At 58.2% G+C, this 20,556-nt stretch carries 17 protein-coding genes; 14 read left to right on the top strand and 3 right to left on the bottom strand.

Annotated elements, in window-relative coordinates; translation table 11 throughout:
• Positions 1-175: 175 nt before the first annotated feature.
• The 5 genes from VHB22_RS03820 (at position 176) to VHB22_RS03800 (ending at position 4,368) form a co-directional block, all read left to right on the top strand.
• A complete protein-coding gene (locus tag VHB22_RS03820) occupies positions 176-646 on the top strand; it encodes a MarR family transcriptional regulator (protein WP_325455628.1) in 471 nt (156 codons plus the stop codon).
• Complete coding sequence (locus VHB22_RS03815; RefSeq protein WP_325455627.1) at positions 639-1,937, top strand: HlyD family secretion protein; 1,299 nt, start codon at positions 639-641, stop codon at positions 1,935-1,937. Before VHB22_RS03820 ends, VHB22_RS03815 begins: the two co-directional genes overlap by 8 nt.
• Complete coding sequence (locus tag VHB22_RS03810) at positions 1,930-3,465, top strand: DHA2 family efflux MFS transporter permease subunit (RefSeq protein ID WP_325455626.1); 1,536 nt, start codon at positions 1,930-1,932, stop codon at positions 3,463-3,465. Before VHB22_RS03815 ends, VHB22_RS03810 begins: the two co-directional genes overlap by 8 nt.
• A gap of 225 nt (positions 3,466-3,690) precedes the next feature.
• Positions 3,691-3,918, top strand: a complete 228-nt coding sequence (locus VHB22_RS03805; protein WP_325455625.1) for a general stress protein — start codon at positions 3,691-3,693, stop codon at positions 3,916-3,918.
• Positions 3,919-4,242: 324 nt separating this feature from the next.
• Positions 4,243-4,368 (top strand): hypothetical protein, encoded by a 126-nt coding sequence (locus tag VHB22_RS03800; RefSeq protein ID WP_325455624.1) that lies wholly within the window; start codon positions 4,243-4,245, stop codon positions 4,366-4,368.
• A gap of 79 nt (positions 4,369-4,447) precedes the next feature.
• On the opposite strand, the gene VHB22_RS03795 is transcribed toward VHB22_RS03800, so the two are convergent.
• Positions 4,448-4,984, bottom strand: a complete 537-nt coding sequence (locus VHB22_RS03795) for a VOC family protein (RefSeq protein ID WP_325455623.1) — start codon at positions 4,982-4,984, stop codon at positions 4,448-4,450.
• Between the two features lie 92 nt (positions 4,985-5,076).
• Positions 5,077-5,754, bottom strand: a complete 678-nt coding sequence (locus VHB22_RS03790) for a M23 family metallopeptidase (protein WP_325455622.1) — start codon at positions 5,752-5,754, stop codon at positions 5,077-5,079.
• Between the two features lie 356 nt (positions 5,755-6,110).
• Here VHB22_RS03790 and VHB22_RS03785 point away from each other — a divergent pair, with 356 nt between their 5' ends.
• From VHB22_RS03785 to VHB22_RS03770, 4 genes are all read left to right on the top strand, one after another.
• A complete protein-coding gene (locus VHB22_RS03785; protein ID WP_325455621.1) occupies positions 6,111-7,040 on the top strand; it encodes a 4'-phosphopantetheinyl transferase family protein in 930 nt (309 codons plus the stop codon).
• A complete protein-coding gene (locus VHB22_RS03780; RefSeq protein WP_325455620.1) occupies positions 6,937-11,031 on the top strand; it encodes a Pls/PosA family non-ribosomal peptide synthetase in 4,095 nt (1,364 codons plus the stop codon). The genes VHB22_RS03785 and VHB22_RS03780 overlap by 104 nt, the downstream gene beginning before the upstream one ends.
• 197 nt (positions 11,032-11,228) lie before the next feature.
• Positions 11,229-12,734 (top strand): cellulose biosynthesis protein BcsS, encoded by a 1,506-nt coding sequence (gene bcsS / locus VHB22_RS03775; protein WP_325455619.1) that lies wholly within the window; start codon positions 11,229-11,231, stop codon positions 12,732-12,734.
• 376 nt (positions 12,735-13,110) lie between these two features.
• Positions 13,111-14,109 (top strand): FecR family protein, encoded by a 999-nt coding sequence (locus VHB22_RS03770; protein WP_325455618.1) that lies wholly within the window; start codon positions 13,111-13,113, stop codon positions 14,107-14,109.
• A 14-nt stretch (positions 14,110-14,123) separates the two neighbouring features.
• On the opposite strand, the gene VHB22_RS03765 is transcribed toward VHB22_RS03770, so the two are convergent.
• On the bottom strand, positions 14,124-16,340 hold the full coding sequence (locus tag VHB22_RS03765; RefSeq protein WP_325455617.1) for an adenylate/guanylate cyclase domain-containing protein: 2,217 nt from the start codon (positions 16,338-16,340) through the stop codon (positions 14,124-14,126).
• Positions 16,341-16,780: 440 nt separating this feature from the next.
• Here VHB22_RS03765 and VHB22_RS03760 point away from each other — a divergent pair, with 440 nt between their 5' ends.
• The 5 genes from VHB22_RS03760 to VHB22_RS03740 are packed head-to-tail and all read left to right on the top strand — an operon-like array spanning position 16,781 to position 20,490.
• A complete protein-coding gene (locus VHB22_RS03760; protein ID WP_325455616.1) occupies positions 16,781-17,113 on the top strand; it encodes an antibiotic biosynthesis monooxygenase in 333 nt (110 codons plus the stop codon).
• Positions 17,114-17,128: 15 nt separating this feature from the next.
• A complete protein-coding gene (gene hutX, locus VHB22_RS03755) occupies positions 17,129-17,674 on the top strand; it encodes a heme utilization cystosolic carrier protein HutX (protein ID WP_325455615.1) in 546 nt (181 codons plus the stop codon).
• 1 nt (position 17,675) lies between these two features.
• Positions 17,676-18,593 carry a heme/hemin ABC transporter substrate-binding protein gene (locus tag VHB22_RS03750; protein WP_325455614.1) on the top strand — a complete coding sequence of 306 codons (918 nt, stop codon included), beginning with the start codon at positions 17,676-17,678 and terminating at the stop codon, positions 18,591-18,593.
• Entirely contained in the window at positions 18,593-19,651 is a 1,059-nt protein-coding gene (locus VHB22_RS03745) for a FecCD family ABC transporter permease (protein ID WP_325455613.1), read from the top strand. Before VHB22_RS03750 ends, VHB22_RS03745 begins: the two co-directional genes overlap by 1 nt.
• On the top strand, positions 19,648-20,490 hold the full coding sequence (locus VHB22_RS03740) for a heme ABC transporter ATP-binding protein (RefSeq protein ID WP_325455612.1): 843 nt from the start codon (positions 19,648-19,650) through the stop codon (positions 20,488-20,490). Before VHB22_RS03745 ends, VHB22_RS03740 begins: the two co-directional genes overlap by 4 nt.
• Positions 20,491-20,556: the final 66 nt, after the last annotated feature.

The raw sequence follows: 20,556 nt of genomic DNA, 5'->3' as shown, positions 1-20,556 counted from the left end.
GAATCCAGGCGCTTTAGGGAAACCCTGAGTTCACTCATTCAATCGGCGTCCTCCCGGCTTTCCACTAAATTCTTCGGCCGAAGAGCAGGTATGCCCAGAAAGCAAGGCGAAGCCGCCTTGATTACGTTCAAAGCATCCTTATTATAAGCATGCTTATGAATTTGTGGTGGCTATCATGGACGACCTTTCCCCGACGCTAGGCTTCCTCCTGCATGATGCAGCCAGGCTGTTGCGGAAGCGCTTCGAGCAGAATGCGCGCGGCTCCGGCCTCACGCGATCGCAATGGCAGGTCCTCGCCTATCTCTCGAAGAGCGAGGGGATCAATCAAAGTGGGCTCGCGGAGCTGCTCGACGTCGAGCCCATCACGCTGGCGCGCATTGTCGATAAGCTTCAGACGATGAAGCTCATCGAACGGCATGCCGATCCGTCTGACCGTCGCGTATGGAATTTGCGTCTTACGGCGGCGGCTCGCGAGAAATTGCAGCGCGCGCGAAAGATCGGGGATGTGACGCGCGCGGAAGCGCTCGCGGGCATTTCGTCGGCCGACCGACAGCAACTCCTGAAAACTCTGCAAATTTTACGAGCGAATCTCGCCGAGGCCTGCGGAACTCCCGCGGCCGAGCAGAAACGAGCGGCCCATGGCTAATTTCGACGAACAGATGACTGCAGAACGCGACGCTGTCGCGGACACCGCCTATGCATATGACGACAACGTGCATCGTTTGCCGCCGCGCGTTGAGGATGAGGACCGCGGCGGCGCGAAGGTGAACAGGCAAGCCCTCGCCGAGGCACTCGCGGAAGGTAGAGCACCCCAAGCGAAGGAAAGCGAAATCGCGCCGGCTGCGACCGCGTCGCCTTCGACAACGTCTCCTGAAAAAAAGCGCAATTGGAAGCGGACGGTGCTGTTTGCACTTCTGCCGGTGGCACTCGTCGTCGGCGGCTACTTTTACGTCACTGGCGGCGCGATCATGACGACCGACAACGCCTACGTGCAGGCGGATGTCGTCGGCGTATCTGACGATATTTCCGGCATCGTCACGCAAGTCGTTGTCCGCGAGAACCAAGTGGTCAAGAAGGGCGACGTTCTGTTCAAGATCGATGACCAACCTTTCAGGATCGCGCTCGACAAGGCGAATGCCCAACTCGGCATGACGCGAAACGATCTGTTGGCGATGCGTACGAGCTACAAGGATATGCAGGCTCAAATTGAGCAGGCAAAGGCCGATGTCGACCTCGACACAGTCAATCTCAGCCGGCAGCAGAAGCTTGCAGCCAGTAATTACACGCCGCAGGCCACCCTGGATGCATCGCGCAATACGCTTATCGCAGCTCAACAAAAACTTGCGTCGTTGAAGGAGCAGCTTGCCGGCATTGCGGCAAACCTCAACGGTAATCCAGATACACCCATTGAAAATCAGCCGCGTTACAAGGCCGCGCTCGCGGCGCGAGACGAAGCCGCGCGACAGCTATCCCACACCAGCGTTCGAGCGCCGTTCGACGGTATCGCGACGAACGTGACGTCATTGCAGCCCGGGCAATATCTTGCGGCTTCGGCGACGGCGATGAACGTCGTCTCCACTGATCATGTCTGGATCGAGGCCAATCCGAAAGAAACGGAGATGACCTCGGTCAAGCCGGGGCAGAAGGCCACAATCGACGTGGATACCTATCCCGGCGTAACCTGGACCGGGACGGTCGAAAGCATCAATCCGGCGTCGGCGTCGAGCTTTTCATTGCTGCCCGCTGAAAACACCAGCGGCAACTGGGTGAAAGTCGTACAGCGCATTCCGCTCCGCGTCCGGGTCAATGACATGAAGGGCAAGCCGCCGCTGCGTGTCGGCATGAGCGCCGAGGTCAGCATCGATACCGGCCATCCGCGCGGCTGGCCTACGTTCCTGACGGATCTCTTCGGCTCGGCTGAAACGCATCATGGCTAGCGGCGCTGCAAAAGTTCCGGCGAACCGCGCTGCGATTACGGCGTGCATCATCCTTGCCGTGATCATGCAGGCGCTGGACACGACAATCGCCAACGTTGCGTTGCCTTACATACAAGGCAGCGTGTCGGCGAGCGCCGATCAGATCAACTGGGTGCTGACGTCCTATATCGTCGCCGCGGCTATAATGACGCCGCCCTCGGGCTTTCTCGCAAATCGCTTTGGCCGCCAGCGTGTGCTGATGACGGCGATTGCGGGCTTCGTCATTGCATCCATACTTTGCGGCATGGCGCAATCGCTGTTCGAGATCGTCGCATTCCGCCTGATGCAGGGATTTTTCGGTGCGGCGCTCGTGCCGATTGCGCAATCAATTCTTCTCGACATCTACACGCCAGAAGAACGCGGCTCCGCGATGGCGCTGTTCGGCGTCTCGGTGATGGTCGGTCCTGTGCTCGGACCGGTAATCGGCGGATGGTTGACGGACAATTTCAGCTGGCGCTGGGTTTTCTACATCAACGTCCCGATTGGTGCGCTCGCATTCATCGGTATCTCGCTATTCTTGCGGGAGACGAAATCGAGCGCCGAAGCGAAGCTCGACTGGCTCGGTTTCGGGAGCCTCAGCATCGCCATTGCTGCAACCCAGGTCTTTCTCGATCGTGGCGCACAGCTCGACTGGTTCTCGTCGCTGGAAATCATAATCGAAGCCGTGATCGCCGCCTCGGCGTTCTACGTCTTCCTGGTTCACACGTTCACGGCCGAGCGCTCGTTCGTCAATCCGCGGCTGTTCCTCGATCGCAATTTTACTGTCGGAATGCTTTTCATTTTCATCATAGGCATCACGTATCTCGCGTCGATGGCATTGATGACGCCGTATCTCCAAACGCTGATGGGTTACCCAGTGGTGACCGCAGGCATCGTGATGGGGCCGCGCGGCGTCGGCACGATGGTATCCATGCTCATCGTCGGTCGCATGATGGGCCGCATCGATACGCGGCTGCTGTTGATGATCGGCCTGTTGCTGACGGCCTGGGCCATGTACGCCATGACCGGATGGACGCCGGATATTTCCGAATGGACGGTAGCGACGGTTGGATTCGTCCAGGGCGCCGGATTGGGATTCTTGTTCGTGCCGCTGACGACTGTCACATTCGCTACGCTGCCCTCGCAGTACCGGGCCGATGCGACCGGACTTTACAACCTCTCGCGCAACGTCGGGTCGAGCGTCGGCATCTCCGTCGTTTCCTATCTTCTCACGCGCAATGGGCAGATCAACCACGAGACGATTGGCGGCTACGTGACGGCGACGAACCGAGCCTTCAATGACCCGGCGATTTTACACGCCTTGAATCCCTGGAATGCAAGCGGGCGCGCCGCTCTCGATCAAATCATTCAATTTCAGGCTGCGATTATCAGCTATATCGATGACTTCAAGCTGATGATGGTGCTCTCAATCGCGGCCGTTCCGCTCGTCTTGCTTCTTCGCAAGGGCTGTTCACAACCAAGCGGCGCTCATGCTGTCTCGCTGGAATAGCGCGGCCAACGACAACGTGACATTCGACGTCCATGATTTCATGGACGAAACGTCGCTGACGGGCGGGAACGATTTGCGGAACCGCATCGGGTTCTCCCGGTTGCTCCCTGAAGTGCAGGAGTATAGCGGCATCGGTCGCGCAGCGCCTCGATAAGATAGGCGCACAGCTCGCTAGCTGGTGAACGCCCTGTAGCTGAATAGAGATCGAACCTAAAGGTAGAAGTTATGACACAGGATACGTCACGGCGTGGTTTTGCGTCCATGGATCGAGACAAGCAGCGCGACATCGCGCGTAAGGGCGGGGAGAGCGTACCCAGCGAGCAACGAAGCTTTTCGAAAGATCATGAGCTGGCTGCGCGTGCCGGCCGAAAGGGTGGGCACGAAAGCGGCGGAAACTTCCGGAACAATCCACGCCGCGCGGCTGAGGCCGGCCGTAAAGGTGGCGTGAGCTAAGGCCGAAGCGAGCAGGTATAAAGTCTGCGTTGCAAGCAGCAGCCTTTTGCCGTCGTGGGCGCGATTTAAAAGCGTTTCATGCCAACTGGTAGAAATTTCAGGAACGCTATTCGATCAGCGTCCTCTCGACGCCAAATAACACGGCACAAATAAACGTAAGACCCTCTGGGCATTAACGTGCTAAATCGACGCCCCGTTCACACAGCCCGTTGTGAATACGCATCATTATCCGGTGCAAATTTCCTGTGGAACTGCCGTGCCCTGCCTTGGTTGGTTCTCACGGACGGTCACCCCGGCCGCTCCGATGCCCAAGGAGGTGTTTGCATGAAACGATCCCTGATGCCGATCATTGCAATTGCGCTTGGCGTGGTGACGACCATCGTAAGTGTCGCGCCTGCGAGCGCTTGCTGGTGGGGCCGCGACCACCACCATTGGGGTGATCGGCCCTAAACGCATTAACGACGCGAGGCATTCGCGCTTCGCGTCGTTTGTCCATGAACCTCGCAGGCTTATCGCGCTAAGGCGAAGCCTACTGTGTTGGAGGGACTTTGATCGGCGCGTAAAGCCCTAGAGCGTTGCCGTCGAGATCCTGGATCACCGCTATGCGCCCGACTTTGGCGGCATCTGTCGGAGCCTTTAGGACCTTACCGCCTTTTCTCAGTGCCTCGATGACGGCATTATCGACGTCTGCAACCTGAACGTACATCAGCCAACCGGGCTTCGGATCATTCGGGTCTTTGCCTTCGTATTTCGTAAGACCGGCGCTTTCCGTCCCATTGGCCATAAACAAGGTATATGCGGATTCGCCCGGAGCTGGCGGGCGTGAATTGTCATCCGCTGCGACGATCTTCGGCGACCAGCCGAGCACGCTGCTATAGAAATCCCGGCTACGGTCCGGATTGGCGGAGATCAACTCGTTCCACCAGACCGTGCCTGTATCGGCGTCGGTCGTGGCCTGGGGACTTTGAGCGGCCGCCGGCATCGACGACAGGCCGACCGCGAGCGCGGCGGTTAACAGAGAAAACAAAACGGCTCGCGGACGAGGCGATTGCAAATTCGGTCGCATGAAACACTCCTGCTTAAAATCGGAGAAACTCGCAGGAGGTTAAGCAAGTGGAATGCCAGACGACGCCCGCCGCCGGAATTTTACCGCATGCATCACTTGGGACGGCACGGCAGGATATAAGTAAAGCCCCGGAAATGGCTGTAATTTCTGCCGCGAACGAAAGGCGTGATGGCAACGCTTTTTCCGTCATCCGGCGGATCGTGCAGGGCGAGCATGTAAAGGGGGTCGATCAGCTGCGCACTCTCGTTCCACCATTCTGGGGCATTAAAGCGGTTCGTTTTCCAGACGACAGTGTCGTTATCGGCCTCCCAGACTTCCCAATGGACCTCCGGAAGATAGGACGCATTTTCGCCGGGACGGCTGACGCGTGCCAATTTCTGACCACGATCCACTTTTTGGCCGATCTTCAGATCTTTGATTTCGTTGTAATCCAGATGATCGAATTCGGAGTAATAATATCTCGATCCTTCGGGCACATTGACGTCGTGTCGGTCGTGCCGGATGAGGAGAGCACCCTCGGCTCCCCATTGCCAATTGGCTTTCCAAACCGCGCGAATAGTCCCTGATGCGGGTGCGATGATCCATTCGCCGAGTTTTCCAGCGTCAATGCCGGTGTGGATTTCGTCGCGGCGCGTCCCATCAACGTCGATCCAGCTCGCATAGAGCGAGGTTATCGGCGAGCACTTGTAATTCTTGGGATAAACGGGCGTCAGGCCGGTCTCAGTGACCCCATAGCCGCGTTTCATTGGAATTGGCTTTTGACGCGCCATTCCGGCGTTCGCTCCGGTTGAGGCTGCGAGCAACAGCGCTGTGAACCGCAGTGGTAATCTGCGGAACCTCAAGGATACAGAGAATTTCTTCCGACCTGTTACCAAGCGATTTCAGTCTCAGAGCTACGGCGACAGCCGCATAACAACAGCCGCGGAATGAGATAAATCAAAAGCCAGCCAATACCAGAGATCTAAATTGGCAAGGTAACTTGCGTTCGATGAATTTTTGTAACCCTCTTTTTATTTTTGCTGGGGTTTCGGCGATTTAATCGGTTCCCAAAAGTTGCCGGCCGGTTAATTGGCACGTCTTTTTAAAGCACATCGCAGTCAGCGCTTCCAAAAACCGAGGCCCGGCTGTGAATCGTTTCAATTTTATTATAAACAAAATCGCTTTTGGTGCGTTTTCGCGCAAAAATTCGCATTTTGCTCCGCAATTCAGGCCGGAAATTGCGATTGGCGGCGAAGCCGGAAATTCGGGACACGAAATCGTCCCAGGTGTTAGAATCTGGTACGTGGAGCACGATAATGGCGCGTCTCATGAGGGGACGACAAGCGGCTTAACCACAGCCGACCTTGAAGAGTTTGCCTTCGTCCGAAATCCCCGAACGCGCCATCGCTCACTCGCCACGCGCGCGGCTTTGCGCCGGGCGCTTTCGGAGATGACGCGGGGCGCGACAGCCCCCGGAGAGTGGTGCTTCGAACGTTCGGAGTTTGGACAGCCGCGCCTCGCGACCGGCGAGAACAAGCTTAAATTCAGCTGTTCCCACACCTCCGAGATGTCGGTCATTGCCGTTTCGAATGGGGGCGAGGTGGGCATCGATATCGCAAACGCTGCGGTCGCATCGACGTCGGATTGGCTGGCGGACGTCATGGCCCCCATCGAGGCGCAAGAACTCGTTAAGCTTTCGCCGTCCGCTCGGGCCACCGCCGTGGCGCGGCTTTGGACCCTTAAGGAAGCCTACGTGAAGATGCTTGGCATTGGAATTGCTGAGGTGTCGGAAGTTGCGTTCGATCTCAGTGACGATCGACTTCTGTCGGGAGGTTCCAGTGGCTATCGTGCCAAGCCGAGTTTCAAGACATGGATCGTCAACACCGAACGGCATCGTCACTCGGTCGCGCTCGCACTGAGCGAAATCGAGACGTCACGCGCTCCAGTTAAGCGCAGTTCGAGTGAGGGTTCCGGTGTCTATTCACGAAGTAAATTTGCAGTTCCTGCCGAGCGAGCGGCCGCGAGAGCCGCGGCTTCTGCATCAGTATTTCGAGCTGCAAGCGCAACAGCGGCCTGATCAAGCGGCCGTCGAATTCGCGCACGAAGTCGTCAGCTATGAAGAACTCGATTGCGATGCAAACCAGATTGCGCATTATCTCAGCGCGCGCGGTGTCGGCGTCGGCTCGCTGGTCGGTGTTTACCTTAAGAAGTCGCCGCGGCTCTATGCGACCATCCTCGGCATACTGAAGGCTGGCGCCGCGTATGTTCCGATTGATCCGAAATGGCCGTTTGATCGTATTCGCGCCATTGCAGACGATGCCAAGCTCGCGTTTCTCATCTCGGAAGGAACGCTCGCCGATCAGATCGATGGCGAAGTCGAAACCGCGCTTTTGCGGCTCGATTCGGAACAGGATCATATTCTCGACCAGCCTGTCGATCCGATCTTCGATTTCGAACGCGGCCTGACGCCGACGGCGCTCAGCTATATCATCTACACGTCGGGTTCGACCGGGCGCCCCAAAGGAGTCATGATCGAGCATCGCAATGCAGTGGCCTTTGCGAAGTCGCTCAAATCTGTCTACCGCGTCACTGCCGAAGACCGCGTCTATCAGGGGTTCTCGACGGCCTTCGATGCTTCGGTCGAGGAGATCTGGGCAGCGTTCTCCCGGGGGGGCACACTGGTCGTGCCGACGGAAGAGATCGAGCGCTCGCCCGCCGATGTCGCGCAATTCATCAACGACAAGAAGATCACGTATTTTTCGACCGTGCCGACGATGCTGGCCATGATCGATCAGGATCTTCCGTCCGTGAAGACGCTCGTTCTCGGCGGTGAGGCTTGCTCCAACGAGTTAGTGACGCGTTGGGCGCGGCCGGGGCGGCGCATGCTGAATACCTATGGCCCGACCGAAGCGACCGTTGTCGCGACCTGGTCCGAATGCGTGAGCGGCGAGCCCGTTTCCATCGGCAAGCCGTTACCGGGATATACGGCCTACGTTCTCGACGAAAATCTCCAGCCGGTTGCCCCCGGAGCGGATGGCGAACTCTTCATCGGCGGCGCGGGCGTGGGGCGCGGCTATATGAACTTCGAGACGTTGACGAAAGAGCGCTTCATTGCAGACCCATTCGAGCCCGAACGCAAGCAGCGTCTCTATCGCACGTTCGATCATGTACGGCTCGGACACGACGGCGAGCTTTATTTCCTTGGTCGCCTCGACGATCAGGTGAAGATCCGGGGCTTTCGCATCGAGCTTTCGGAGATCGAAGCCGTCCTGCTTGAGAATCCGAAGATCAAAGCCGCCGCCGTCGCGGTGACGGAAATCGGCGGCATGAAGCAGCTCGCTGCCTTCGTGGTGTGCGCCGGGAATCCGAATGATCTCGATCGCGAAGAAATCGGCAATGTATTGCGCGGCCGGCTGCCGCCGTACATGGTGCCGCAATATCTCGATGTGATCGATGCGCTCCCGATGATGTCGAGCGGCAAGGTCGATCGTAAAAGCCTTGCGAAGCCGCAGACGTTGCTGAACGGCGGCGGCGAAATCGTGCCGCCAGAGGGTGAACTCGAAACGCAGATCGCGGCATCCTGGGCACAGGCTTTTCAGTTGCCGGAAATATCGGCGACGGCTGATTTCTTTTTGGATCTCGGCGGCCATTCGTTGCTGGCCTCGCAGTCGGTGAGCCTCGTCCGGACCGCTGTTCCCGACATTCCGATTTCGGTGCGGGATTTCTACGATCATCGTACCGTCCGGCGCTTGGCAGCAGCCCTTGAACAACGGAAGCTGGAGCAGCAGCGGAGCCTTGGAGATACGCACGCGGCGGAAACACCCGTTGTTCGCACACGCGCCAACGTATTGACCCGCTGGGCTGTCGCGGCCTTGCAAGCCCTGAGCGTCTTTATCTACTTCGGCCTGATCGCGGCGCCACTGGCGTATGTCGTCGTCATGGCGACTGCGGTGGTTGATGGCGAAATCGCGTGGCCGCGCGCGGCTGCGATTCTGACTGTCTTCGGATTCGCGATTTGGCCGAGCATGCTTTTGTTCACGATCGCACTCAAATGGCTTGTTCTTGGGCGCGTGAAGCCCGGCCGCTATCCGGTCTGGAGCTTCTATTATTTCCGCTGGTGGCTCGTTACCAGTTTCCAGCCGCTTAGCTGGGCCGAAATGTTCTCCGGAACGCCGCTCATGAGCCTTTACTGGCGCGCGATGGGCGCTCGAGTCGGACGCAACGTTACGCTTTCGACGTCTCTTTGCGGTGCGTTCGATGTTGTTTCGATCGGCAAGGGAACGAGCGTCGGTTTGGAAACGCAAATCCTCGGATATCGGGTCGAGGACGGCTATCTGGTGATTGCACCCGTTGAGATCGGTGAGGACTGCTTCATCGGGATGCATTGCACGCTCGGCCTCAATACCGCGATGGGCGACGGCGCGCGCCTCGATGACATGTCGTTCCTTACCGATGACACTGTCATGAAAGATGGCGAAGCGCGCCGCGGATCGCCTGCGCGTCCCGCGGACGTCGCTGTTCCGGCGGCGAACGGGAAGGCCGTGGGCCGTGCGCGGAGATTTATCTTCGGCATGCTGCATCTCGCTCTCATCTACGCGATGGGCTACTTCCTGCTGGCGACGCTCATTCCACCTATGGTGCTGATCCTCGGCGGGCTTTGGTATGCCGGTCCGGTCGGGGGTGCGATCGGAACGTTTCTCGCAGTCCCTGTCGGCATCCTTACGTATGTCGGCGGCGCGATCTTGCTCGTCCGTCTGTTGCGCCCGCTTGAGGCAGGCACAATGCCGATCCATAGCTTTGCCTATCTCCGGCACTGGTTTGTCAGCTACCTGCTCGAGAATACGAAAAACATCCTGCAGCCGGTCTATGCGACGATCTTTTGCCCGACGTTCCTGCGTGCGCTCGGAGCGAAAATCGGCACCGGTTCGGAAATCTCGACGGTCTCGCACATCACGCCGAACCTTCTTGAAATCGGCGACGGAAGCTTTCTTGCTGATGCCTGCCTCGTTGGCGGGCAGCGGGTGAACGGCGGCGTCGTCGAAGTCGGCGCGGTCAGCATCGGAGCGCGCAGCTTTATCGGCAACAGCGCACTCGTCGCCGGAGGCCACACGATTGGCGACAATGCGTTGATCGGCGCCGCATCGACGCCCCCGATGGGAGTCGCCGACGTGCCGGACGATACGCGCTGGTTCGGCGCGCCGGGGTTTGCACTTCCGCAAACGCAACAGGACGCGACATTCAGCAGCTACGAAATTTTCACGCCAACCCGAGCCGCTGTCATCGCGCGCACGTTGACCGATACGCTACGCATTCTCTTGCCCGGGCTGATCTTTGCGCTGCAAACGATTGTCTTCGTAACTTGGATGGTACTGGCGTTCCGGATGATGATGCCGACGTGGCTGCTGGTCCTGTCGGTGCCGGCTGTGGCTTCGGCCCTGGCCTTTGTCTCGATAAGGATTGCTGCGCTCGTCAAAGAGCTTTTCATCGGACGTATACCGCCCGTTGTGAAGCCTCTATGGTCGCGCTTCATCTGGAACAATGAACTCGTGAACGGTGTCTATGAGGCGGTCGCCGCCCCGGCGATGGCGCCGTTGATGGGAACACCGTTCCTTGCTGCTTATCTGCGTCTGATGGGTTGCAAGGTCGGTAAGTGGTGCTATCTCGGCACGACCCTCTTTTCCGAGTTCGATCTCGTTGAAATCGGCGATCGAGCCTGCCTGAATTTGGGTGCCACCGTGCAGACGCACCTTTTTGAGGACCGGGTCTTCAAGGCTGACGTTGTGAATATCGGAGACGATTGCAGCGTCGGTAATATGGCGGTCGTTCTCTATGGGACCGAAATGCGGACCGGGTCGAACCTCGGACCGCTCTCGGTCCTGATGAAAGGAGAGATGCTGCCGCAAGGAAGCCGGTGGCAGGGAACGCCTTGCGAACCGCTCTCCACGAAAGCCATTCGCGCGCCGGAAGCTGTCAAGTCGATATCCACAGCATCGACATTGAATATACAACTAACAGCTTCGAAGCGGCGCACGGTAAATTCCGCGAGCTTTCTCCAGCCCGTAGCGTGACCCGCGTCTAATGATCTGTGACTTACCGGTCATCCCCGGGTGGGCTTCCGGCATCGATCGTGGCTATTGTCTCGACTAACAAGAGCGAATCACTCTCAGTCAAAAATTTGATAGAGCGACATAATCGGGATCGTTCGTTAGAAGCGTGACACTCCCGATTATGTATAAAATTAACCATGTGCTTTTAGGGAAAGCATATGAAAAAGATTTTGATGCCGATCTCGACTGGTGCGTTGCTGTGGCTGACGGCGGGAGCCGCCTATGCCGATGGCCCAGTATCGTTGAAAGACGCCGTGCCAGTGGTGGAAACGCCGACATGGTCGGGCGTCTACTTCGGCGCAGGAATGGGCTTCGGCCACAACCATTCGAAGAACAACTATTACGATGATGCCGGTCAATCCGACTCGTTCTCGTCGAAGAACGAGTTCGCCAACGGCGGCTTGGTTTCACTCCTTTACGGAATTGACAGGCAGATCGGCGACCGATTCGTCTTGGGCGTCTTCGGTGACATCGATCTTTCCGATATAACGCGCGGCAGCGACAACGATCATAATGCTCTGCAGATCGATCGGTCATGGGCGATCGGTGCACGGGCGGGCTATCTCGTAACGCCGGACACGCTCTTCTTCGCGACGGCTGGCTACACGCAAGCACATTTTCAGAATGACGGATGGTGGGATATCGATGTCGCCGACCCGCCTCATCCCGATACGATCCTTCATGGCAGGCATTCGCGCCAATTCGGCGGGTATTTCGTCGGCGGCGGCATAGAGACGAGACTCACCGAAAATTTCTTCCTCCGCGGCGAAGTGCGGTATGCGGACTATTCGCGGCGCATAACGAACGCTGGAACGTACGAAGGCACAAACTACGTCGATGCCGAGGTTCCGTCGCTTCTGACTGCGCGCGCATCACTCGTCTATAAGCTGGGACGCTCTGAGGTTATGAATCCCGGCAGCGAGGTCACCGAAGACCAGGGCCCGAAATACATCGGCTACGTCGGCGTCGAAGGTGCGCATCACGCATGGGATGTCTATTCTGGCGCCCTCGCAAAAATCAACGGCGGCTTCTACACCAACGGCTTTGTTCTGCGTTCGGAAGGCGTCATAGCCGATTACAATTACAGAACCACGGGTAATCCAGCGGCTACGGCCGATCCGACCGCTTCGGCACCGTCCGGCAGCAAGATCGATGCGGACGACCGTTCGCTCGATGTCATGCTCGGCTATCAATGGGTATTCAAAAACTGGAGCGCGATCGGCTATCTCGGATACGAGGTTCGCGACGTTCAGCTTTCGCCCGACGACCTGAACAACGATGTGCGGGGGACCGATTCCGGGCTAAAGGTCGCCTTTGAATTGGAGACGGACGACGAGAGCAACGACCCGTTCTACGGCTCGTTCGAAACCAGCTATTCGATGGCTTTTAACTCGTACTGGGCGCAAGGCCGTCTGGGTTACAACTTTCAGAAGCTCTTCAACGCCGAAAGCGTCATCTTCGGACCCGAGGCTTCGGTGCTTGACGATGACGGAGACGTTGCAACGCGCGTTGGCGCGTTCACGACGCTACGCTACCACTTAACACCGCAAATCCCCGTCCGCTTGACGTTCGATGTCGGCAACCAGTTCGTCAACGACAGCGGCGAGTCGAGAAGCGGCGGCGAGGGTATCTACGGCGGCACCATGGTCCGCTTCGATTACTGATCGAAGTTCCGGGTATCGTACAATTAAACCGCGCGGGCACTGCTAGATGCCCGTGCGTAGTGCGGAAGCGCACTGCTTAAAACCCATCACGGCGCTTTTCTAAGCAGTCCGCCGGGCTTCCGTACGGGGCCTTGGGCGGAGCAGCCGCGCAACCTAAGTGCGTGACGATCACGGCATTTGTCTCGTGGTTTGCCCCGGGGCAATAGCCGCCCGCAGTAAAGAAGCCTATCGTCGTGATGTGCCAGGCTGTTCCCAAGGGAACAAACCCTTTGCCAAAAACCTGCTTTAGTGGCCGGACGGCCGTCCGCGTGTGCTATCTATCTGTCATTTCAGACGGTCGAAAACCGATTTTGTTTGATCGACAAAGGGCAGTGTGATGGCCAGCTGCGCATTCATGAAATCCATTGTTGTTTTTTCGTTCGTCACGGGATCTGTCTGGCTGATGGGGGCTGGACGTGCAAGCGCCGCCTCAGGCGACAAGATTGGCGAATCCATCGTCATTACAAATCTTGTCATGGCGGACTTTGCCAAAGAGCAGCGTAAGCTCGCGAAGGGTGACGACGTACGCCAGGACGAAACCATCGAAGTGAACACCGATGCGCAGGGCGAGTTCAGGCTGGATGATGATACAAAACTCGCTCTGGGACCAGGATCGCGCCTCGTCCTCGATAAGTTCGTCTATGACAGCGACAAAAAGACGGGCGCGGTCATCATCAATATGATGAAGGGCGCATTCCGCTTCATCACAGGACTCGCGGCAAAGCCAACCTACGTCATCAATACGCCCAACGCCTCGATCACCGTGCGCGGCACCATATTCGACGTATATATTTTGCCGGACCGCTCGGTGTGGGTGTTGCTACACGAAGGCGCGATCGAGGCAACCGGAAAACGCAACGTTTGTCACGTTCTCGATCAGCCTGGCCAGCTCATTCGAATTTCCGCGGATGGAACTGTCGGCAAACCGGTGAATTGGTCCCAGCTTCCCGATAACGCTGCGGTTCAATTCGATACCGCATTTCCATTTGTGACGAACACGCCGGCGATCGACCCGACGCCTCACCTCACGCGAACGGCGATTGTCGAAGGCGCATTTCCACCATCGCCAGAAAGGACATGCCTCAATCCGCATCCACGCTACCCGGTAAAGAAGGCGAGCGCGGGTCCGCGCAAAGCGAAGGCCGCCCCTGTCAAGAAGCGCAAGGTAACACAGCGCCGGACGAAGCCGAGACGTACCGCCAGCCGTCCTAAGAACGACGACGATGATTGGGGTAACGGTGCGCGCGGAATGGATATCGTCATCGGCGGCGGTGGCATCGGTGGCTTCCGCGGCGGCGGGCGCGGCGGCATGCAAGGCGGTGGCCGCGGTCGATAACCGGCCAATGGGACTTACAGAGCCCGGCCGTCGATGTCCTTTCCGATCTCGTCGGCCAGCGCCGAACGATCCGCGTAAATCTCGTAATAGCGGGACATCGCCGGAACGTTTAACCGGCGGCATTGATCGAGCGCGAGAGTCTGCTCTGGGGTATTGCGCTCTGCCGCGAGCAGTTGATCGTGCGCATCCTGCAACTTCAGAAAGTTTGCAGACTGAGCGAATTCCTCGTCACCGACGAGCGCAAATATGCGTTCCGGACGATCCTTCCCGCGCGGCATGATGGTCGCCAACTCTAGGAACGCAAAGCTCGCGGCTTGTTGCGCGGTTCGTTCTCCGACAATGATCTCGGTGCCGAATGTCTTCGTTGCTTCCTCGAACCGGGCGGCGACATTTACGGCATCTCCGAGGACGGAATAATCGAAACGCTGGGGTGACCCGACATTGCCGACGACGCAATTCCCCGTATTGAGGCCGATGCCGATCCGCACAGGGAGAAACGTCTCGCACTGTATCCGGCTTTCCTCCGCCAACTCCGCATTGAGCTGAGCGACATTCTCCAGCATCGAAAGCGCGGCAAGACAGGCATGCCGTGCGTGCTGGCTGTCCCGCAAAGGTGCATTCCAAAATGCCATCACTGCATCGCCCATGAATTTGTCGATCGTCCCGCGATGGTCGAGAATCGTCGCTGCGAGCGGCGTGAATAATCTATTGATGAATCGTACGAGTTCCTCTGGCTGACGCCCCTCTGAAATTTTGGAGAAACCGCGAACGTCCGCGAACAGCAGTGTCACCTCACGCCGGTCACCGCCAAGCTTTAGCTTGTCAGGATCACTGGCAATTTCGGCAACGATCGAAGGAGAAACGTAGTGCGCGAATGCGGAGCGGATCTGCCCGCGCTCAATCTCTGAACGGACGTAGCTCGTCAGCGAAGTTCCAAGATAAAGAAGTGCAATCGAAAGGCTCGGATATACTGGATCGAACAAAAGCCCTGCTCGGGAAAACGCGAGCCACGAAAGTACGATGATAGACGCGATCGCAGCGATACCGATGACGGCGGCGATGAGGGCTCCACTGCGCGCAATCAACCCCGCGATCAGAGTGCCGAAAACAACGATAAACGCGATCTCGAGTCCGGCAGCGTATGCCGGACGAACCAGATAATCGCCGGACAGCATCTGCTCTAGAGCTTGTGCCTCGATCTCGACTCCTGGAACGGACGGTTGTAGCGGTGTCGCTCTGAGGTCCAGCAGTCCAGCGGCGGTAGCGCCAATAAAGATATGACGCGACTCGATGTCTTGCGGATCGAACGACCCGTCGAGAATGTCGCTCGCAGAAATAATACGGCGAGGATCGGCAGGAGCGAATTTGAGCCAAAGCTCGCCGCGTCCCGTCGACGGCAGAATGATCTTTCCCACTCGGATACTTTCGATACCCGTTTTCTGGCCAAAGGCATTGATCCCGCTGCCGCCCGACGATTTCACAAAGATCGTGGATTGAGCGGTGCCGACGCGAAGGGCTTCTAACGCCAAAGACGGATAGAGTTTTTTGTCTATCGCGACGAGCAGAGGGATGCGTCGAACAACCTGGTCCTCGGATGGAATCCAATTGACGGCGCCGATGCCGCGTGCGGCTCCCGCCAGCATCGGGAGACTTCCTATGCCACCGGCGTAGGAATGAACGAACAGTCGCGGATCGTCGCCCGCAAATGAAATGCCGCCGCGATACGTCCCGATCCGATGCTCAATGTTGTCGTCTCCCGAGACGCCCAAAACGACGGGAGCCGATGCAACGGCCTGTGCAAGTCGTGTATCGTTCGATGGTAGCTTAGCGATCTCCGAAACAATGTCTTTGCCGACGGATTGGCCGTGGAGGGATCTCAGAAGAGCATCGGGCGACAGGCGGTCTGGCTCTGCCAGCACGATGTCGAACGTGATCGATTTTGCACCCGCTGCCTGAAGGCGCGACGTCAACTCGGCGAGGATCGTCCTTGGCCAAGGCCATTGGCCCATACGCGCAAGCGATGTTTCGTCGATGGCTACAACTCGCACGGGAAATGACGGATCAATTGGTCTCGGCGCGGCGCGAAGATAGGTATCGAATACCGATTGCCTCAATTGGGAAACGGGCAGTGGGTCGGCGATGCGCAACGCCACGCAGCCTGCGATAAGGATCGCCGAAACGAGAACATGCAGCGGAAGGCGGAAAACTCCCGAGGGTCGGATTGACTGCATGTATGCCGTCCGCTGCCATCGCACGGTTGCCTGACCGGCAGCCCGAGGACGATTTTTGCATGCTCTCGTGCACTTCGCAAAGAGCGCTAGCTCGCGTGCTCCCGGTGTATGCTGAGACGATTTTCATTGTTGACATATGCAGTAAAGTTTAATTAATCAAACGCGGCCGCCGGCATCTCGCCGTACGGCCGTGCCAGCCAGCCAGCCTTCCCAACGTGGGCCACGCGAGCCAGCCAGCGCAAGCTTCAAAGCGGGTGAAACGAAGGGCCTGGTAGGGCGGGAGTGACCGCGTGATGAGCGGTATGGCAGCATGCACGTTGAAATTCCCGAGCCGGTCCGAACCTCCACATTGCGATGAAGCTCGGGAGCCGGTGGAACTCAGAAAAACGCGTGGGCTTTAAGCCACGTCTTCCGGCATCGAACGCGAAAAAGGAACAGCAATGTATATTGCAATGAACCGCTTCAAGGTCATCAAGGGTCAGGAAAGCGAATTCGAAGCCGCCTGGAAAGGGCGAGAGTCCCATCTCGATCGCATGAAGGGATTTATCGAGTTTCATCTTCTCCGCGGTCCGGAGCACGAAGATCACACGCTTTACTCGTCCCACACGACCTGGGCGAGCTTTGCGGACTTCGATGCCTGGACGAAATCGGACGAGTTTCGCGCGTCTCACAAAGGTGCGGGCGATCGCAAGCCGATGTTCCTTGGCCACCCGCAGTTCGAAGGCTTCCACGTCGTGCAATCGCTGAGCCTTCACAAAGCTGCGGCTGAATAAAGAAGGCGTCGATCGATGACCCTGTCCGTTGTGGGCAATGCCAGCTGCGATAATAACGCCGAAGCCGCAGTCCGTGCGGCGCTTCGCGACAATCCCGACGGCGTCCTGGAAGCGATAGCCGATAAACACTCGGTGCCTTATCGCACGGTCTTGGATTGTCTGCCGTCCGAAAACTCATCCGTAGCGCCAACGGAAGCGTTCGATCGCATTTGGCAGGACCTTACGGACTGGGGCCCCATCGTTTTTATCGTGCATACTGCCGACGGCGTGTTCGAGACCGCATGCACTATTCCGCCCGGTACGCATGCACGCGGTTACTTCAATATCCATGGCGATAGCCCGCTGGGCGGTCATCTCAAGATAGATCGCTGTGCGGCGATCTATTTCGTCGACCGTCCATTTTTCAAACGCAGGTCATGCTCCGTGCAGTTCATCAATGGCGATGGGCAGGCGATGTTCAAGATTTTCGTCGGGCGTGACGAAGATAAAAATTTGAAGCCCGAGCAGGTGGCGCGCTTCGAAAAGCTTCGCGCAGAGACCGCAGTTGCGAGAGATCATTAGAGTGCTCACCAAATTCAGTCGCGTAAGCGCGCTCGCTGCGTTTTTGAGCTTGCTTCTGGCGTCGCTCCCCGTCGCTGCCGATCCGAACAAGGCCGATACGAGCGCGCCGCGGCCGGCCCGGATCATTTCAGCAGGCGGCGTCATTACTGAAATCGTTTATGCGCTTGGACGCGCTGATCTGCTTGTCGGTGTCGACTCTACGAGTCAGTTCCCGGCAGCGGCATTGAAGGAAAAGCCCAATGTGGGCTACGTGCGTGCGCTCTCGTCGGAAGGATTGCTGTCGCTCAAGCCGACCTCGATCATCGCGATCGAGTCGGCAGGCCCGCCCGATGTTTTGAAGGCGGTCGAGGAAGCTGGCGTCAAAATCACCCGCGTTCCGGAGGTCGCAACGCCTGCCGGCATTTCTGCGAAGATTACCGAAGTTGCAAGCCTGATAGGCGAGAAAGAAAAAGGGGTCGCTCTCGCAGCCGCAATCGACAAGAAATTCGAGGCCCTTGATGGACTGCGCGCGAAGATCGAGAAGCCGCGCCGGGCCTTGTTCATTCTTTCGTTCCAGAACGGCCGGGCAATGGTCGGCGGGCGCACCACATCGGCCGACGGCATCATCACGCTTGCGGGTATGAAAAATGCCGCCTCTGCGCTCGAAGGTTGGAAGCCGATTAGCGACGAAGCGCTCCTTGAGGCGGCCCCTGACGTCATCATTGCCATGGACCACGGTCCTCAGACGGTGACGGTGGATAGCATTCTCGCGGTACCGGCGTTTGCAGCAACCCCGGCGGCAAAATCCAAGTCCGTATTGATTTTCGATGGCGGATATCTTTTGGGCTTCGGCCCGCGAACGCCGGACGCGGCGCGAGATCTTCTTCTCGCCGCGTATCCTGATCTTGCAAGATCCGATCAGCACTCCAGCCGGCAGTAATGCACCAGCCGTTGCATACAGGGTTGCGCAAGCCGATCGCTTTGGCGGTTCTGGCCGGACTGCTTCTTGTCACGGCGCTGACTGCGATCAGTCTCGGCTCGATTGCGATCGCGCCGGAACGCGTGCTCGGAATTCTGAGCGGAATGCACAATCCGGGACAAACGGATTGGGCGAGGGACGCCCTCGTCGTCATGCAAATCCGGCTTCCGAGGCTTTTGCTCGGCGCGTCAGTGGGCTCTGCTCTTGCGGTTTCGGGCGCGGTCATGCAGGGCCTTTTTCGTAACCCGCTCGCCGATCCCGGTTTGATCGGCGTTTCGTCGGGCGCGGGATTTGCGGCTGCCGCGGCGATCGTGCTCGGCGGACGATTCTTGCCGGATTCCACCGCGCAGTTGCCGTTCGTGATCCTGCCGGCCGCAGCCTTTGTCGGCGCTTTGATTTCGACTCTAATTCTCTACGCCGTCGCGAGCCGGGGCGGGCGAACCTCGATGGCCGTCATGCTTCTCGCCGGAATCGCTTTCGCCGCGTTGGCGGGCGCTGGAACAGGTTGGCTTTCTTATATTAGCGATGACCGCCAGCTCCGCGATTTGACATTCTGGTCAATGGGCAGCCTCGGCGGCGCGACATGGAGCAAGGTTGCTATCGTCATTCCGATGATCTTACCCACGCTCATTGCCATGCCCTTCCTGGCGCACGGATTGAACGCGATGGCGCTCGGCGAAGCCGAGGCGTTCCACCTGGGCATAAATGTTCAGTTTCTGAAAAGAGCAGCCGTCTTGCTCGTATCGATTGCGGTGGGCGCAGCTGTCGCCTGCTCGGGGCTGATTGGATTTGTCGGCATTATCGTGCCGCATCTGCTCCGCCTTTCGGTCGGGGCGAATTACAGATTTCTGCTTCCTGCTTCGGCATTGCTTGGAGCATCGTTGCTGGTGCTCGCCGATACTTTTGCGCGGATCATCGTTGCGCCAAGCGAGTTGCCCATCGGGATCATCACTGCAACGCTCGGAGCGCCGTTCTTCATATGGCTTCTCCTGCGGCGCGGTCCGGAGTTTGCCGCATGACAGATTTGCTTGCCGCGCGCGATGTGACTTATCAGTTGGGCGGCCGCCGGTTGCTTGACCGGGTGGGCTTTACGGCCGAGGCCGGGCACGTGCTCGCCATTGTCGGTCCGAACGGCGCCGGAAAATCGACGTTGCTGCGCATGCTCTCGGGAGAAGTTCGTCCGACCCAAGGCGAAGTAACGATCTCCGGACGCGCCGTCGGGACAATTCCGCAACGGCAACTTGCGGCGAAACGCGCCGTGATGCTGCAAAATACTCGCGTCGTGTTCCCGTTTACGGCGTACGAGGTTGTGCGTTTGGGAGCCGAGGGCATTGGTGTTGGCTTGTCGCGCGCGGACCGGGATCGATTGGCTTTATCGGCTTTGGCGGAAGCCGATGCCGACGAGTTTGCAGACAGGAATTTTTTGACGCTTTCCGGCGGAGAGCAGCAGCGCGTCAACTTTGCTCGTGCATTGGCTCAACTCGCGGCAGGGCAGGCGGTCGAAGCTCCCCAAATTTTATTCTTGGACGAGCCGATAGCGAGTCTCGATATTCGGCATCAGTTGGCGTTGCTCAGTCATGTGCAAACGCTGGCCAGGGAACGAAATGCGCTGGCCATGATCGTGCTACACGATTTGGCTCTGGCGCACACCTACGCTGATCGGATTCTCGTTCTGCAAAAAGGCAAGCTCGTCGCAGTAGCGACACGGGATAAACCGTTATCGAGAGATGTGATCGAGGCGATTTTCGACGTTTCGATTGCCGGGGAAAGCTGCGCAGGCACGCCATGGCAGCCCGTCACAAAAAAAGATATCGCGAACGAAGGTATTCCCTTCGCGCGGGCCGCTGCTGTTGTTTGATGGTTCGAGGGGGATGAAGACGGTGTAAGCCGTGTCCACGCGGCTTACACCGGATTCGCCATCGGG

Source organism: Hyphomicrobium sp., from assembly GCF_035548195.1.
GTDB lineage: Bacteria > Pseudomonadota > Alphaproteobacteria > Rhizobiales > Hyphomicrobiaceae > Hyphomicrobium_B.
The sequence above is the reverse complement of the archived record's forward strand: the minus strand, read 5'-3'. Positions and strand labels throughout refer to the sequence as shown.